This window comes from Flavobacterium panacis, from assembly GCF_024649945.1.
Classification (GTDB): domain Bacteria; phylum Bacteroidota; class Bacteroidia; order Flavobacteriales; family Flavobacteriaceae; genus Flavobacterium; species Flavobacterium panacis.
Genome location: NZ_JANKMS010000004.1, coordinates 185,359 through 203,342 on the forward strand (window position 1 = coordinate 185,359; position 17,984 = coordinate 203,342).

Annotated in this window: 9 protein-coding genes; all 9 read left to right on the plus strand. The window is 35.3% G+C overall.

The features are described from left to right. The first annotated feature begins 182 nt into the window (after nt 1–182). The 9 genes from NQQ59_RS10955 to NQQ59_RS10995 all read left to right on the plus strand — a co-directional run bounded on the left by NQQ59_RS10955 (nt 183) and on the right by NQQ59_RS10995 (nt 17,977). On the plus strand, nt 183–1,976 hold the full coding sequence (locus tag NQQ59_RS10955; protein WP_144219174.1) for an alkaline phosphatase: 1,794 nt from the start codon (nt 183–185) through the stop codon (nt 1,974–1,976). 35 nt (nt 1,977–2,011) lie between these two features. Beyond that, complete coding sequence (locus NQQ59_RS10960) at nt 2,012–4,282, plus strand: GH92 family glycosyl hydrolase (RefSeq protein ID WP_257698215.1); 2,271 nt, start codon at nt 2,012–2,014, stop codon at nt 4,280–4,282. 13 nt (nt 4,283–4,295) lie between these two features. Continuing rightward, nucleotides 4,296–4,862, plus strand: a complete 567-nt coding sequence (locus NQQ59_RS10965; protein WP_257698216.1) for a hypothetical protein — start codon at nt 4,296–4,298, stop codon at nt 4,860–4,862. A 422-nt stretch (nt 4,863–5,284) separates the two neighbouring features. After that, nucleotides 5,285–7,456, plus strand: a complete 2,172-nt coding sequence (locus NQQ59_RS10970; protein ID WP_144219177.1) for an alpha-N-acetylglucosaminidase — start codon at nt 5,285–5,287, stop codon at nt 7,454–7,456. A 278-nt stretch (nt 7,457–7,734) separates the two neighbouring features. Continuing rightward, entirely contained in the window at nt 7,735–10,746 is a 3,012-nt protein-coding gene (locus tag NQQ59_RS10975; protein WP_144219178.1) for a SusC/RagA family TonB-linked outer membrane protein, read from the plus strand. A gap of 19 nt (nt 10,747–10,765) precedes the next feature. Beyond that, nucleotides 10,766–12,373, plus strand: a complete 1,608-nt coding sequence (locus tag NQQ59_RS10980) for a RagB/SusD family nutrient uptake outer membrane protein (protein ID WP_144219179.1) — start codon at nt 10,766–10,768, stop codon at nt 12,371–12,373. Between the two features lie 329 nt (nt 12,374–12,702). Continuing rightward, nucleotides 12,703–15,003: a GH92 family glycosyl hydrolase gene (locus NQQ59_RS10985; RefSeq protein ID WP_144219180.1), complete on the plus strand. Its 2,301-nt coding sequence runs from the start codon at nt 12,703–12,705 to the stop codon at nt 15,001–15,003. Nucleotides 15,004–15,124: 121 nt separating this feature from the next. Beyond that, entirely contained in the window at nt 15,125–17,392 is a 2,268-nt protein-coding gene (locus tag NQQ59_RS10990; RefSeq protein WP_144219181.1) for a GH92 family glycosyl hydrolase, read from the plus strand. Between the two features lie 18 nt (nt 17,393–17,410). Continuing rightward, entirely contained in the window at nt 17,411–17,977 is a 567-nt protein-coding gene (locus tag NQQ59_RS10995; RefSeq protein WP_257698217.1) for a hypothetical protein, read from the plus strand. Nucleotides 17,978–17,984: the final 7 nt, after the last annotated feature.

Sequence of the window (17,984 nt, forward strand, 5' to 3'; positions counted from 1 at the left end):
AGCAGGGGAGTTTTGAACCTTTACAAACCCCCTGCTTTTTTTTAATCCATATTTTAATTTTTTTGAAAAGATTTTTTTTGAGATTAAAAGTCTAAACAAAAATCTCTTTATTATTAAGTACTCTTTTTGCCCCACTCCCAATCTACCATTTTGTTCATTCAAAATACATTAATATAATCCAAATGAAAACATCAGTTTTATTCATCTGGTTGTCTCTCTTTTTCTGGGGAACACCGGGTAAGTTGCATTCTCAAAATCCGGTTAAAATACATTCGCACAACGATTACAATCAGGTAATTCCTTTTTGGGATGCCTATTCAAACGGAGCTTCGTCTATAGAAGCAGATATTTTTCTGAAAGATAACAACTTATATGTTGCTCATAGTGAGAAAGAAATAACTACTGCAAGAACTTTAGAAGATTTGTATTTAAAACCGTTAGAAACGGCTCTAAAAATGAATTATAAAAAAGAGCAAAAGTTATTTTTACTTATAGACATCAAAACAGAAGCCGAAGCAACTTTAAATAAGCTTATTTCGGTTTTAAAAAAGTATAAAACAATAACGGACAATAAGGATATCAAAATCATTATATCTGGAAACAGACCTGATGCTGAAAGCTATACAAAATATCCATCTTTTATTTCATTTGATTTTCAGGAATTAGGAAAATCTGTCTCCAAAGAAAATTGGGAAAAAGTAGCGATGATCAGTGTCGATTTTAAAAAATACTCGGTTTGGAATGGCTTAGGAAGATTAACTCATGACGATTACAATAAAGTAGGTGCAGTTATTGCTAAAGCTAAAGAAACCAAGAAACCGTTTCGTTTTTGGGGAACTCCAGATACAAAAAGTGCATGGAAAGTGTTTTTGGAATTGGGTGTAGACATCATCAATACAGATTCTCCTTATAATTGTGTTCAGTATGCAAAGGCTTTACCTAAAAGACTTATAACGGCAAGTAATATTTCGCAAGTTTATAAACCAACTTATAAAACCGATCAAAAAGAAGTTCCTGTTAAAAATGTTATTCTTTTAATTGGAGACGGGAATGGTTTATCTCAAATATCTTCTGCTGTTTTGGCCAATAAAGGAGCATTATCTGTAACACAATTAAAAAGTGTTGGTTTTATCAAAACACAATCTGCAGATGATTTTACAACAGATTCTGCGGCGGCTGGAACTGCATTGGCAACAGGTCAAAAAACAAATAACAGAGCAATTGGAACCGATAGTTTAAAAAGACCAATTGCCAATATTATGGAAGTTTTACAAAAGAAAAACTACAGTACAGGTATCATTACAACTGATGAAGTAACGGGCGCAACTCCAGCATCTTTTTATGCTCATACAGAAGAAAGATCAAATACAGAAATAATTGCTAAAGATTTATTGAAAAGTAAATTGAATTTATTTGTTGGAGGTGGGGCTTCTACTTTTAAAAATACTTCAATTAACTCTAAATTTAAAGTATTGAATTCCGTTAAAGAATTAGAAACAGTTGCAAACGATACCGTTGGAGTTTTTATTTCTGAAGGCAGAGTTCCGTCAGTTTTAGAAGGTAGAGGAGAATTATTGGCAGACGCTACAAAATACAGTCTTGATTTTTTAAACAAAAAGAAAAAACCTTTTTTCCTAATGGTTGAAGGAGCACAAATTGATAGTTTCGGACACGTTAACAATGTTGGCGGAATAGTAGCTGAAACAATTGATTTTGATACCGCTATTTCTCAAGCGCTTATGTTTGCAGATCAAAACGAAGGGACTTTGGTTATTGTTACAGCAGATCACGAAACTTCAGGATTTGCTATTCCACAAGGAAATGTAAAAAAACGTATCATTGAAGGTGATTTTATAACCAACGATCATACGGCGACAATGGTTCCTATTTTTTCTTATGGACCTCATTCGCAAGATTTTCAAGGAGTTTATGAAAATAATGAAGTGTTTACTAAAATACTTTCTTTATTGAAATAAAGTCAAATCCGTTCAAATGATAAAAGTAATACCGAATGAAAATACCAAATAAGTCTCTCATTTTTTCAGCGATCACTTTTCTTTTTGCTTTAAACAGTAATTCGCAAACCGTTCATCAATATGTCGATCCGATGATTGGTTCAGAAGGTGTGGGAAGAGTTTTCGTAGGACCATCATGTCCTTACGGAATGGTAAAACCAAGTCCAGATTGTACTTCAAGTCCGAATAGTGGTTGGCTTCCAATACCTAAAGAAGTAACAGGATTCAGTCAGGTTCACGTGAGCGGAACAGGAGGCGGTCCCAAATACGGAAATATATCCATAATGCCTTTTTCTGGAGCTTTAGACAAAATGGACCAGACTTCTTTCAGAGCAGAAGAAAATGTAAGACTGGGTTATTATGAAACGGTTTTCAAGGAAAATAACATTAAAACTGAAATTACGACAGGCGAGAAAGTTTCATTTTATAGAATAACCTATCCCAAAAATAAATCAAAAGAATTAAAAATCGATCCAGGATTTTTCCTTGGCGAAGAAAAAATTCCAGATGGAAGAGAAGCCCAGCAGTTTGTAGGTTCTCAGATTGAAATCGTTTCAGATACCGAAGTGAGAGGTTACAGCCGAATTCGAGGAGGATGGAACAACGGACGCGCTTATACCGTTTATTTCTGGGCAACTTTTGACCAGCCGATAGCCAAATTCGTGACTTTCAAAGACGGAAGATTTTATACTGAAAAAGCACAGTTTGATTCTGGAAAGAAAACAGGAGCACTTTTATCTTTTGGAAACTCAGGAAAAGAGGAACTGAATGTCAAGATCGGAATCTCATTCTTAAGTGAATTAAAAGCGAAAAACAATATAGAAGTTGAGATTCCGCATTGGAATTTCAATGAAGTTTTGAAGACTTTAGAAAACAAATGGGAAAATCTGTTAAGCAGAATCCAGCTTTCTAAAGATACTTCAGACGAATACAGAAAAATGTTCTATACAGGTTTGTATCATACCATGATTATGCCCGTGAACAGAACAGGAGAAAATCCGTTATGGACGAACGACGAACCGTATTACGATGATTTTTATACGATTTGGGATACCTTCAGAACTTCAAGTCCATTGATCACATTGATTGACAGCAAACGAAAAGTGGAAATCATCAATGCGATGCTGAACATCTACAAACGTGAAGGCTATATGCCGGAAGGAAGAAGTGGTAATGACAACGGAAGAACACAGGGAGGTTCCAACGCTGAGGTTGTAATTGCTGATGCTTTTGTGAAAAACCTGAAAGGAATTGATTACGAATTGGCACTTCAAGCGATGTTGAAAGATGCAGAAGTTCCACCAGGTGGAAACGAAGAAAAAGAGGGAAGAGGCGGACTTATCGATTACCTGAAATTAGGCTATGTTCCTTACGGCACCGACCGCGCAGGAAATAGAACCATCGATTATGCTTACAACGATTATAATATTGCAACGGTAGCCAAAGGTTTAGGAAAAACGGAGATTTACGAAAGATACATCAAACAAGCCGACAACTGGCAGAATTTATGGCGTCCCGATTATGAAAACAACGGAGCCAAAGGATTCATCATGCCGAAAGATAAAGATGGAAACTGGCTGGATGATGTTGTTTTCGGAGAATCTAAAATCCAGAAACCGACTTTCAAATATACACCTGTTATTATCGAATCGCCTTGGTATGTATGCCATTGGTGCGTATTTTTCTACGAAGGTAATTCATGGGAATATTCATTGAGCATTCCGCACGATGTTCCAGAATTGGTTAAAAAATCGGGAGGAGAAAAAGCATTCGAAAACAGATTAAATACTTTGTTTGATTCAAAATTGTATAATGTTGCCAACGAACCTTCGTTTTTAACTCCTTGTTTGTATCATTGGATTGGGAAACCATATCTGAGCAGTGACAGAATCAGAACTATTATAAAAAACAGTTTTAATGCTTCTCACAACGGACTTCCAGGAAACGACGATTCAGGAGCGATGTCTTCTTGGTTGGCTTTCCACATGATGGGATTGTATCCGAATGCGGGACAACCTTATTATCTGATCAATACACCTTTGGTTATGGAAAGTACCATGAAGTTGGAAAACGGTAAGAGTTTTAAAATCACTGCAAAGAAAATGAGTGATAAAAGCAGATACATAAAATCGGCTTCATTAAACGGAAAAGCCTACAACAAAGCATGGATTTCTCATGATGATATTATGAACGGCGGAGAATTGGTTTTAGAAATGGATTCAAAACCTTCAACTTGGGGAACAACGATTCTGCCTCCAACAAAATAAAATGACAAGCAAGATGAAAAATATAGTTACAACATTCCTGTTTTTTGCATTTTATCAAACGGGAATAGCTCAAAATTACATTCCAACATTAAAAAATAATACAGAACTACATTATGTCTGTAAACTTCACGGACAGACCAGAACACTTCAGCTTACAGCAGAAACCACAGATAATAAACTGGCTTTTAAACTGGAAACTAGAGGTGTGAAAAGTAAGATTGTCATGCTTCCAGAAGCAGTTAAAAGCGGGACAGAATTGAGTTTTAATCAAGGAGAATCTGCACCTGTTTTAAACTTAAAACCGACAGAAACCTTTTTTATGATTTCGCAGTCGGCTTATCAGGATTTGATCAAAAACGGTTCTTTCCTATATAATAAAACAACCTATGTTTTGGATAAGAACGAAGATGCAAATCGTTTTTCGCTTGACGGAAAAAAGGTAGAAGTTTTACACGTCATTGCACAAATCGATGAAACAGAAATGTGGATCATCAAAAATCCGGAGTTTCCTTTAATTTGTAAAATCATTAAAAATCCGTTAGGCATTAATCCGACATTAGTAAAAGTAGTCGACAAGTAAGAAGATTTCAGAATAACATAATAATTTAAAGAACAGCGCCCCCAACTGTTCTAGTAGCCCGCCAGTTTTATTTAGTAACGGCGGGCTGCTGCGTTTCTATACTTTGGAGTAAAAGGTTCAAAATATTCTGATTGTCTTTTATTTAGTAAGGTAACATTACTTTATTGAACCACAAAACATCCCAACTACAGAAAGAATATGTCTATGTTTTTGATTGATTTGTCCATTTTAAAAAAATACAGGATGTGTAATTTTATTTTCAATTCAGAAATCAGTTTTTTCATTTTGAGTTTCTGAATTAGGATTAGTAATTATTAGTAAATTTTTGTTAGTTTTTATTTGAGTGGGAGATTAATGAGAGCGATTAATCTCCCTTATTTTTTATTCATGAATTAAGATAGTTTAATAAATATATGATTTATATGAAAAGTGAGAATTTTAAATTTAAAAAAGGCGATTCCATAAAAAGAGCTGTAATGCTTTCTTTGCTCTTATTTTTTGGTTCGGTTAAAGCATTTTGTCAGAACCAGGAACAGACAAAAAGCGCTTTTGGAGTAATTGAAAGACTTGTTGGTAATCGAGCCACTGAGTTCGAGTTGAGTATTGTTGAAAACAAGAATAACAAGTCGGATTGGTTTGAAATTGAAACGAAGGATAATCATGTAAAAATAAAAGCATCAAACAATACTGCAATCTGTTATGCGGCTTATAACTTTCTGAGAGACATTGGAGCAGTTTTAGTAAGTTGGGAAGGAAATAGAGTGAATCTTCCTAAAGCATGGCCAAAATATTCAAAAAAAGGAGATACTCCTTTTCAATATAGAGAATACCTAAATGCCTGCACTTTTGGCTACACCACGCCATGGTGGGACTGGAAACGCTGGGAACAAGAAATTGACTGGATGGCCATGCACGGAATCAATCTTCCTACGGCTATGGAAGGTCAGGAAGCTGCTTGGCAGGAATTATGGAAAGAATACGGTCTGACGAATACACAATTAGCGTCACATTTTGCTGGACCTGCTTATTTGCCATGGCAACGAATGGGAAACATTAATAGTTTGGAAGGACCATTACCACAAGAATGGTTTGTTAAAAAAGAAGAACTTCAGAAGAAAATTTTAGAGAGAATGCGAGCTTTAGACATGCATCCTGTTGTACCAGCTTTTAGTGGTTATGTTCCAAAAGCTTTCGCTGAAAAACATCCTGAAGCCAAAATAACAGAATTGAAATCATGGTCTGGAGGAGGTTTTGCCAGTACTTTTCTGTTAGACTCAAAAGATCCTCTGTTTAAGAAAATCGGAAAACGTTTTATTGAAATTTATACTAAAATGTATGGAAAATCTAATTTCTATTTAGCTGATTCTTTTAATGAGATTGAACCTCCGGTTTCTGAACATAATAAATATGAAGAACTTTCAAATTACGGAAGTGCCGTTTATGAAACTATAAATGAAGCACAACCAGGCGCAACTTGGGTAATGCAAGGATGGCTTTTTGGAGATAATAAAGAATTCTGGACCAAAGAAGCTACAAGTGCATTTTTAAGTAAAGTTCCAAATGATAAAGTAATGGTTCAGGATTATGCCAACGACAGATATAAAGTTTGGGAAACTCAGGAAGCTTTTTATGGCAAACAATGGACGTATGGTTATGTACATAATTATGGAGGATCAAATCCTGTGTATGGAGATTTAAGTTTTTATAAAGACGAATTGACCAGTTTATTGAAAAATCCAAATAAAGGAAATGTAGTAGGTTATGGGGCAATGCCTGAAGGTCTAAATAACAATTCAATTGTTTACGAATATATATATGATCTTCCGTGGAGTAAAGGAGAACAGCCAATAAATGACTGGATGACCAAATATCTCAATGCAAGATATGGGCAAACGACTTCTAAACCTGTAATGCAAGCTTGGGAATTATTACTGGAATCTGTTTATAATGTAAAATACTGGGAAACACGTTGGTGGAATGATTGGGCTGGAGCGTACTTGTTTTTTAAACGTCCAACAGCAACGATTACAACATTCAAAGGAAATCCGGGTGATAAGAAAAAGTTGAAAGAAGCTTTGGATATTTTAAGTAAAGAAGCCAAAAAGTTCGATAAAAAGAATCTTATTCAGTATGATTTAATTGATGTAACAAGACATTATTATTCACTTTCTATTGATGAAGATTTGATTGAATGTGTAAAAGCTTATCAGAATAAAGACATTTCTAAGGGAGATCAGCTTTTCAAAAAGATAGAGAAACAAGCTTTAGATATTGATAAAGTAATGTCAGGACAACCATTAAATAACGTCGATCAATGGGTAAAATCGGCTTCTGATTATGGAAGCTCACCTGAAGTTTCTAAATTATATGCAAAGAATGCCAAAACCTTAATTACGCTTTGGGGCGGAGAAGGTCATTTGAATGATTATGCTTCGAGATCTTGGCAAGGAATGTACAAAGGATTTTACTGGCCAAGATGGAAAATGTTTTTAGAAGCCTTAAAAAAATCAGCTGTAAATAATACTTCATTTGATGAAACCAAAGAAAGAGAATCAATCAAAAATTGGGAAATTAAATGGACAGAACAAAATTAATACAATACTTAATTACGATTAATACGTATATAAACTAAAAATTAACTTATTCTTTTAACTTAAACTTAAATTATGCCAAAAAATACGATATGAAAAAGTACCGAAATCGTTTTATTAGTAAGTATTTGATTATAGAATTTTAGAAAAATAACCTTGCGAAGCCTTACTATCACTGACTTTATAGAAATTATCCATGTTTATGAATAACATGTCCATTTGTTAACATTTCTTTAGCACTAATTTCGTCAATACTATTTAACCAATTAACCAATATCACAATGGAAAAACTTAAACTTTTATTATTAGCCTTCTTCTTTGGCTTCTCAATTAATACCTGGGCACAAAAAACAGAAGTGACCGGTGTAGTTTTAGATGACAAAGGCATTCCACTGCCAGCCGCCAATGTACTAGAGAAAGGTACAACGAATACAGTAACAACAGATTTTGATGGAAAATTTAAATTTTCGGTTTCAAATAAAAATGCAACATTAGTATTTTCCTTTATTGGATTTGAAGATCAAACTTTAAAATTGGACGGAACAAAATCTAATTATTCAATTAAATTACAATCTGCTACAAATAATCTTGAACAAGTTGTTGTAGTAGGATACGGAAAAGGATCTCGTAAAAACCTGACCACTTCTGTAACTTCTGTTAAAGCGGAAGATTTAAACAGAGGAGCAATTAGTGATGTGGGTCAGCTTTTACAAGGTAAAGTTTCTGGTTTGAATATTTCGTCAAGCGGTGACCCGACAAAAACGGCTTCTGTGGTTTTGCGTGGAGCTTCTACATTAAATAGTTCACAAGGACCATTTTATGTAATTGATGGAATTCCGGGAGTTGACATCTCAGTAATTTCTCCGGATGACATTGCAACTATCGATGTTCTTAAAGATGCGGCTGCAACAGCTATTTATGGTAACAGAGCAGCAAATGGAGTTATCATGGTTACAACTAAAAAAGGGAGTAAAGGTAGAACTCAAGTTGCCTATAATGGATATGTAGGTTGGGAAGAAGTTTCAAATAATCTGGATATGATGAATGCAGATCAATTGAGAGCTTTTACAACTAAAAACAATTTGAATTTTACTCCTGAAAATGATAAAAGTGCTAACACTAACTGGCAAAAAGAAATTTTAAGACCAGGACGCGCGGCATCAAGTAGCCATAACTTGTCTATGAGTGGTGGTGGAGATCACGGAAACTATACAGCAAGTATTACTTCTCTTAACAAAGAAGGGGTTTTGCAGAAAAGTGATTTCTCTCGTATCATTGCTCGTTTATCTGTAGAACAATATGCTTTTGATGATAAGGTTAAATTTGGTTTAAATGTTACTAATTCTAGTACAAAATATCAAAATGTACCACAACGTAATACTGTTCTTTTACAAGCAGCAAGTTATCTTCCGATTTCTCCAGTAAAAAATGCTGACGGAAGTTATTTTGAAAATTTTGTGAGTACAGGATATTTTAACCCAGTGGCTTTAATTCAGCATGGTACTGATGAAACTAAAACAGATAATCTTGTAGGTAACCTTACTGCAGAAGTAAAACTTCCATTTGGATTTACTTATAATTTGAATTTAGCACATCAGAGATTAACAGCAACTCACGGAGAGTTCTATGATAGTTATTATTCACAATATAACAGTGCGAACTTTTATAACAATCCAGATCCACCTTTGACAAAAACATTGGTTAACTTTGGTGTAAATGGTGCAGCGTTAAGAAATTCATATGAGACTAGAAACAATATTATTGAAAGTTTCTTGACATGGGATAGAACTTTTGGTTCTCATAAAGTAAAAATAGTTGGAGGTTATTCTTGGCAAGAGAATACTTTAGGAGACGGATTCCAAGCTACAACAACGAACTTTCCTGTAGACAATGTTGGATATAACAATTTAGCTTTAAGTAATTATACTTCTGTTAATGGTTATGTAGTAAATTTTGGAGATAGTAAAGCATATCAAAAAACACGTCTAATTGCTTATTTTGCTCGTTTAAATTACAATTACCAAGATAAGTATCTTTTACAAGGATCAATCAGACGAGATGGTGGATCAATGTTTGGAGAAAATAATAGATGGGGATACTTTCCTTCTGTAGGAGGTGCGTGGAGATTGGACAAAGAGAATTTTATGAAAAATCAAAGTTTCTTTAGTGATTTAAAATTACGTGGAAGCTGGGGGGTAACAGGAAACTCATCTGGATTTAATGCTTACACAGCACAGTTTATCTCTGGAAGTTTAGGAACTTTCTACTATAATGGACAACAAATTGGAGCTTACGGACCTAACCAGGCAGCTAACCCTGATTTGAAATGGGAAAAAACAGCGACAGCAAATATTGGACTTGATTTCTCTATCTTAAAAGGAAAAGTAACTGGTTCTGTTGACGTGTACGACAAGAAAACAACAGACATGATTTTCAACTACAATGTGAATCCAGTATTAGTACCAGTAGGGTCAATTGTAGCAAACGGAGGAACAATGTCTAATAAAGGTATTGAGGTTAGTTTAAGCACAACTCCTGTAAAAACTGCAGATTTCAGTTGGACTACTAACTTGAACTTAGCACATAACAAAAATGAGATCGTTAAATTAACTAGTCCATTCTTTGTTGGAGGAGATTCAATTCGTCGTGTACAACCTGACGGAGGTGGACAAACAGGAAGTACTTTACAAATCTTTAAAGAAGGAAAACCTCTTGGACAATTCTTTACATTGAAATATGCAGGAAAAAATGCTAACGGAGTTTCTCAGTATTATGACAAAAACGGTGATTTGACTACTACACCACAAATTGGAGTAGATTATCACTATGCAGGAAGCGCACAACCAAAATTATTGGTAGGATGGGCAAATAATTTTCAATACAAAAAATTTGATTTAAGTATTTTCTTCAGAGGAGTATTTGGAAACAAAATTTTCAATGCAACACGTGCAGATTTATTCAGACCAAGTACAGCAATGACCACTAATATTTTAGTTGATGCAGGAAATGAGTCACCAAACGACATAAATGCTTATAGATACTCAGATCGTTTTATAGAAGACGGTAGTTATGTAAGATTAGATAACATGACTTTAGGATATAATTTTGGTAAAGTAGGAAGGTACATTAGTGGTATACGTATTTATCAAACCATAAACAATGTATTTGTAATTACTAAATACAAAGGAATTGATCCAGAAGTTGAACAAGGAGGAACAGCTCCAGGTGTAGATTCAAATAACTTCTATCCAAAGACCAGAACGTATATGTTCGGTTTAAATGTGATGTTCTAAAAATTAAATGCTAAAAATTATGAAAAAGATATTAAAATATTTAGGGCTTCCAGTACTTATGGCTGGTTTAGTATGGTCTTGTGATGATCTTGATGTGCCTATTACAACGCAGTTGACACCTGAAGTATTTCCTCAGAATTCAACACAATACATTCAGACAGCAGGACCAGTTTATGCAGCTTTCCGCGGTGAGTTTTCATTTGCTTGGTGGTGGTCACAGACATTAACTACTGATGAAGCTATTTTGCCAGCACGTGGAGGAAACTGGTTTGATAATAGAGGTTATGCTTGTCAGCATTACCATGATTGGACACCAGATAATGGGGTTGGACCATGGGATTGGGCAGAAAAAGTTATTGGAACCAGCAATCAGGCCATCTCAATTTTAAATAGAACTATGCCTACTGGAGCAGAAAAATCAACAATGATTTCTGAATTAAAAACGATGCGCGCTATTTCTTATTTTATGATGATGGATTCTTATGGAGCTGTGCCACTTGATACAGTATATGGAGATTTCAGTTCTAAACCGAGATCGAGCCGAATAGAAGTTTTCAATTTCATAGAAAAAGAATTGAAAAGTGCAGTTCCAAATTTAAATGCCGCATCTGGAATTTCTACTTATGGTAGACCAAATAAACAAACGGCTAATGCTATGCTTGCCAAATTATACTTAAATGCAGAAGTATACACAGGAACGCAGCGCAGCAATGATTGTATTGCGGCTTGTGATGCGGTAATTAATTCAGGTTTGTATGTAATTGAACCTAGAAGCACTTACCTTCAGATGTTTTATCCGAATAATGGTCCAGCTATGAAAGAATTCATTTTTGCTGTTCCTTACGATCCTGCAGCAGTGACAGTTGGTTTTAATGGACAAATGTATCACGCACGTTATGATGTGCCTCGTTCTGAAAGAACTAAATTCGGATTGCCTTTTACGCCAAGTGCACCAAGAAGTACACTTCCTGAATTTTACGCTTATTTCAATGATGTAAATGATATTCGCAACAAACAATGGCTTACAGGACTTCAGTTCATGAACGATGGTGTTACACCAGTAACAGTTACCACAACTAAAAAAGGATACGATCAGTTTTATACAGGAGCTGATGGTGGTGCAGCGTATACGTATCAGGTAAATTTAACACCAGATATTGTACTTCGCCAGAATCCAGCTTTATTTGACTTAGGAAATGATGAAATTGCTTGGAACATGGGGTACAGAAACATAAAATTCTATCCTGATGCAACATCAACAAACCGTAACCAAAATAATGACGTACCTTTTTTACGTTATTCAGATGTTATCTTGATGAAAGCAGAAGCAATCTTACGTGGAGGAAGCGCAACTTTAGGACAAACTCCAATTTCATTGGTTAATATGGTTCGTTCAAACCGTACAACATCTGCGGCATGGACAGGGGTAACCTTAGAAGAACTTTATCAAGAAAGAAGTCGCGAATTTACTTGGGAAGCATGGCACAGAAATGATATGATTCGTTTCGGTAAATATGAAGGAAAATGGGGATTCAAAACAAATGCAGACACCTATCGTCGTATTTTCCCAGTTCCAACTTATGCAAGAGTACTAAATCCTGCTTTGGATCAAAATCCTGGCTACTAAGATTAAAGCTTAATTAGAGCGCAAATTGTAATTTAATATTGATTTAATAAAAAGGAGAGGGGAGTCAAAATTCTTCTCCTTTTTTACTAAAAAGAAAACTGGTCGATTAGTTGCTCATGATAACCAGTTCAGTTTCATTTTTGAATGAACAAAGCTTAATCGAATGCCGTTTCATAAAGCAAGGAAAGATTAAGCTTTGTAACATTCTATCAATTTGAGAATAAGTAATTCTCACTTAAATCCTATTGACTTATATTTTCGATTTAGCAATAAATCAATACAAACGCAATCCTGTCTAAAAACCATTCCCCCATCAACAAACAGAATAAATGGAATTAAAGAAAATCTTAAAAATAGGACGTATTGGAATAGGTTTAACGCTTATTTTTTTAGTGTCGTGCAACGCCCAGAAAGCTGTTTCTGTACAAAAGAAGCAAATCTCAGATCTGGTTTATCCGTTGTTGGACACTGAAAATTCAAGATGGTTTTACTTCTCTTCTGCAAGTCGTCCGTTTGGAATGGTAAATCTAAATCCCGACACTGAAATTAAAGGTGATTGGGGAGGCGGATATAAATATACCACAGATACCGTTAAAGGTTTTAGCCATGTTCACGAATGGCAGATGTCGGGTGTATCGGTTATGCCTGTAACAATTTCGGCAAAAAATAAAGCAGGAATTTTTAAAGACTTTTATTCAAAATTCAGTCATAAAACAGAAGTAATAACGCCAGGATATCATTCTTTAAAATTAGACAGGTATCAAATACAAACAGAATTAACCAGCACACCACGAGTTGGTTTTCATAAGTATACTTTTCCAGCAAAGGCACAAAAAGCAGTTCTTTTTAATCTGAATACGATTTTAGGACCTTGTGAAAACACCAACGGGAAATTAGAAAAAACTAGCGATTACGAACTTTCAGGATCATTAGTTTTAAGTACTAATTTTAGACGTCCAAAACCGTTGACTGTTTTCTTTAAAGTGAAAACAAAACAGCCGATTGCTTCTGTAGAAAGAGATCATGCAACAGGTAATTATTTGGTTTATTTTAATGAAAAAACACCAACGATATTGATGAAAGTTGGTATTTCGTACACTTCAGTTGAGAATGCCAATAGTAATATACAAACCGAATTACCAGATTGGGACTTCAATAAAACAGTGGCTGATTCCAAAAAACAATGGAGCGATTTATTGGGAAGGATAAAAATTGAAGGAGGAACAGCAACCGATCAAAGAAGATTTTACACCGATCTATGGCATGCCCTGCAAGGGAGAAAAACGATCAGTGATGCAAATGGAGCCTATCCTGATAATACAGGGGACAAATTCAGGGTGGGACATTTGCCATTAAATGCAGACGGAAAACCAAAATTCAACCATTACAATTCAGATGCCTTTTGGGGTGCGCAATGGACGATCAATAATCTTTGGGGATTAGTTTATCCAGAAATTATGGAGGAATTTGTGTATTCGTTAATGCAATATTACAAAGACGGAGGAATCATTCCGCGTGGACCTTCAGGAGGGAACGATACGTATGTAATGACGGGAGCTTCAACCACACCTTTTATCGTTAGTGCCATTCAGAAAGGAATTGTAAAAGAAAATTTGGAAGATATTTATATCGCGCTCAAAAAAAATCATATGCCAGGCGGTATCATGGAAAAAGCGGGCTATGAACACAATACCAATATTGGTGGCGGATTAAAGTATTATTTAGAGAAAGGTTATGTGCCGTATCCGCTTCCAGAAGGTAATTTTGGAAGTCACGAAGACGGAGCCAGTCAGACTTTAGAAAATGCTTATCAGGATTGGACTTTAGCGCAATTAGCTAAAAAACTAAATCACGAAGAAGATTATAACTATTTCATGAAAAGAGCCAAAAATTATCAGAATGTTTTTGATCAATCCATTGGATGGATGCGTCCGAAAAACGTAGAAGGGAAATGGCGTGAAAATTATGATCCGTACCAATATGAAAACGGTTTTATAGAAGCAAATGGAGCGCAATCAACTTGGTTTGTGCCACATGATATTGATGGTTTGGCCGATTTAATGGGAGGAAAAGAAAAAGCAGTTACTAAATTAAATCAACAGTTTGAAACCGCTAAAAAGCAAAATTATACTTCTGGTACATCACACGATGCAGAATTACACCCAGAGTTCAGCCGAATTCCAGTCAATTTTGGAAATCAGCCTTCTATGCAAACTTCGAATATTTTCACATTATTAGGAAGACCAGATCTAACGCAATATTGGACAAGAAATGTAGTAAAAGCAACTTTCAGCGGATTATCGCCTGCAACAGGTTATAATGGCGACGAAGATCAGGGATTAATGGGGAGTTTAAACGTTTTGCTTAAATTAGGTTTATTTCAAATGAATGGAGGAACAGACAAAGATGCTGTCTATCAAATTGGAAGCCCGATTTTTAATAAAATCTCCATTGACTTAAATCCGAAATATTATTCAGGAAAAACATTCGTTATCAAAGCCAATAATAATAGTCCTGAAAATGTGTATATAAAAGACATTAAATACAACAACAAAGCAGTACAAAATTTCACACTGTCGCATCAGGAAATTACCAATGGAGGCGAATTAGTTTTAGAAATGTCGAAGTAAAATTTTATGCCACAGATTAAAAGGATTTAAATGATTTTTTACTCAGATTGAAACTAATCCTTTTAATCTGTGAAATCTGTGGCAAAAAAAAGTTTTTAGTTCTTAAAGAAATACATAAGTAATGAAAATATACAGTAAAAAAATACTTTTAGGAATATCATTTTTGTTTACAATATTCATCAACGCTCAAACCGTTCATCAATATGTAGATCCAATGATTGGTTCCGAAGGCGTAGGCAGGGTTTTTATTGGTCCGTCATGTCCTTACGGAATGGTAAAACCAAGTCCAGATTGTACTGTGAGTCCAAATAGCGGTTGGCTTCCAATGCCGAAAGAAGTAACAGGATTCAGTCAGGTTCACGTGAGCGGAACAGGAGGAGGTCCGAAATACGGAAATATATCTATTATGCCTTTTTCGGGAGCTTTGGACAAAATGGACCAGACTTCTTTCAGAGCAGAAGAAAACGTAAAATTGGGTTATTATGAAACGGTTTTCAAGGAAAATAAGATTAAAACCGAAATTACGACAGGCGAGAAAGTTTCATTTTATAGAATAACCTATCCAAAAAATAAATCAAAAGAATTAAAAATTGATCCAGGATTTTTCCTTGGCGAAGAAAAGATTCCAGATGCCAGAGAAGCGCAGCAATTTGTAGGTTCTCAGATTGAGATCGTTTCAGATACCGAAGTTAGAGGTTATAGCAGAATTCGCGGTGGCTGGAATAATGGTCGTGCTTACACCGTTTATTTCTGGGCGGTTTTCGATCAGCCGATAGCCAAATTCGTCACTTTTAAAGACGGAAAATTTTATACTGAAAAAGCACAGTTTGATTCAGGAAAGAAAACAGGAGCATTACTTTCTTTTGGAAACTCAGGAAAAGAAGAACTGAACGTCAAAATTGGAATCTCATTCTTAAGCGAACTAAAAGCCAAAAACAATATAGAAATAGAAATCCCGCATTGGAATTTCAATGAAGTTTTGAAGACTTTAGAAAACAAATGGGAAAATCTGTTGAACAGAATCCAGCTTTCTAAAGACACCTCGGACGAATACAGAAAAATGTTCTACACAGGATTATATCATACAATGATTATGCCCGTGAACCGAACAGGAGAAAATCCTTTATGGACTAATGACGAGCCGTATTATGATGATTTTTATACGATTTGGGATACCTTCAGAACTTCAAGTCCGTTAATCACATTGATTGACAGCAAACGAAAAGTAGAAATAATCAATGCAATGCTGAATATCTACAAACGTGAAGGATATATGCCAGAAGGCAGAAGCGGTAATGACAACGGAAGAACGCAGGGAGGATCCAACGCTGAGGTGGTGATTGCCGATGCTTTTGTGAAAAAACTAAAAGGAATTGATTATGAACTGGCGCTTCAAGCGATGCTTAAAGATGCAGAAGTTCCTCCAGGAGGAAACGAAGAAAAAGAGGGAAGAGGAGGACTTATCGATTACTTAAAACTAGGCTACGTTCCCTACGGCACCGACCGTGCAGGAAACCGAACTATCGATTATGCTTACAACGATTATAATATTGCAACGGTAGCCAAAGGTTTAGGAAAAACAGAACTTTACGAAAGATACATCAAACAAGCCGACAACTGGCAGAATTTATGGCGTCCAGATTATGAAAACAACGGAGCCAAAGGATTCATCATGCCGAAAGACAAAGACGGAAACTGGCTTGATGATGTAGTTTTCGGAGAATCTAAAATCCAAAAACCAACTTTTAAATACACGCCGGTTATTATCGAATCGCCTTGGTATGTATGCCACTGGTGCGTGTTTTTCTACGAAGGAACTTCTTGGGAATATTCATTTAGTTTGCCACATGATGTTCCGGAACTGATTAAAAAATCAGGTGGGGAAAAAGCTTTCGAAAAACGATTGAATATCTTCTTTGACAACGATTTATTTAATGTTGCCAACGAACCTTCATTTTTAACGCCTTGTTTGTACCATTGGATTGGAAAACCGTATTTAAGCAGTGACAGAATCAGAACGATTATCAAGAATAATTTCAATACTTCAAGAGAAGGTTTGCCAGGAAATGACGATTCAGGAGCGATGTCTTCGTGGCTGGCGTTCCACATGATGGGATTGTATCCGAATGCCGGACAACCTTATTATCTGATCAATACGCCTTTGGTTACAGAAAGTACCATGAAGTTGGAAAACGGTAAGAGTTTCAAAATCACAGCAAAGAAAATGAGTGAGAAGAACAGATATATAAAATCGGCTTCATTAAATGGAAAATCTTACAACAAAGCTTGGATTTCTCACGATGATATTATGAACGGCGGAGAAATGGTTTTAGAAATGGATTCAAAACCTTCAGCTTGGGGAACAACGATTTTACCTCCAAAAAAATAAAAAAATAAAATGATAAACATGAAAAATATAATCACAGCATTCCTGTTTTTTGCATTTTATCAAATGGGAATATCTCAGAATTACATTCCGACATTAAAGAATAATACAGAACTGCATTATGTCTGTAAACTTCACGGACAAACCAGAACTTTACAGCTGACAGCTGAAACTTCAAACAATGCATTAGCTTTTAAACTAGAAACTAGAGGAGTAAGTAGTAAAATCGTTATGCTTTCAGAAGCTGTCAAAAATGGAGATGATTTAAGTTTTAATCAGGGAGAATCTGCACCTGTTATAAACTTAAAACCAACAGAAACATTCTTTATGATTTCGCAGTCGGCTTATCAGGATTTGATAAAAAAGGGTTCGTTCGTTTACAATAACACAACTTATGTTTTGGATAAAAGTGAAGACAAAAACGGAGTTTCTATTGAGGGGAAAACTGTCGATGCATTGCATGTAAAGGCTCAGATTGATGAAACCGAAATGTGGATTGTAAAAAATCCAGAGTTTCCGTTGGTCTGTAAAATCATTAAAAATCCGTTGGGAATTAATCCGACATTGGTAAAAGTAGTCGACAAATAAGAGTTAT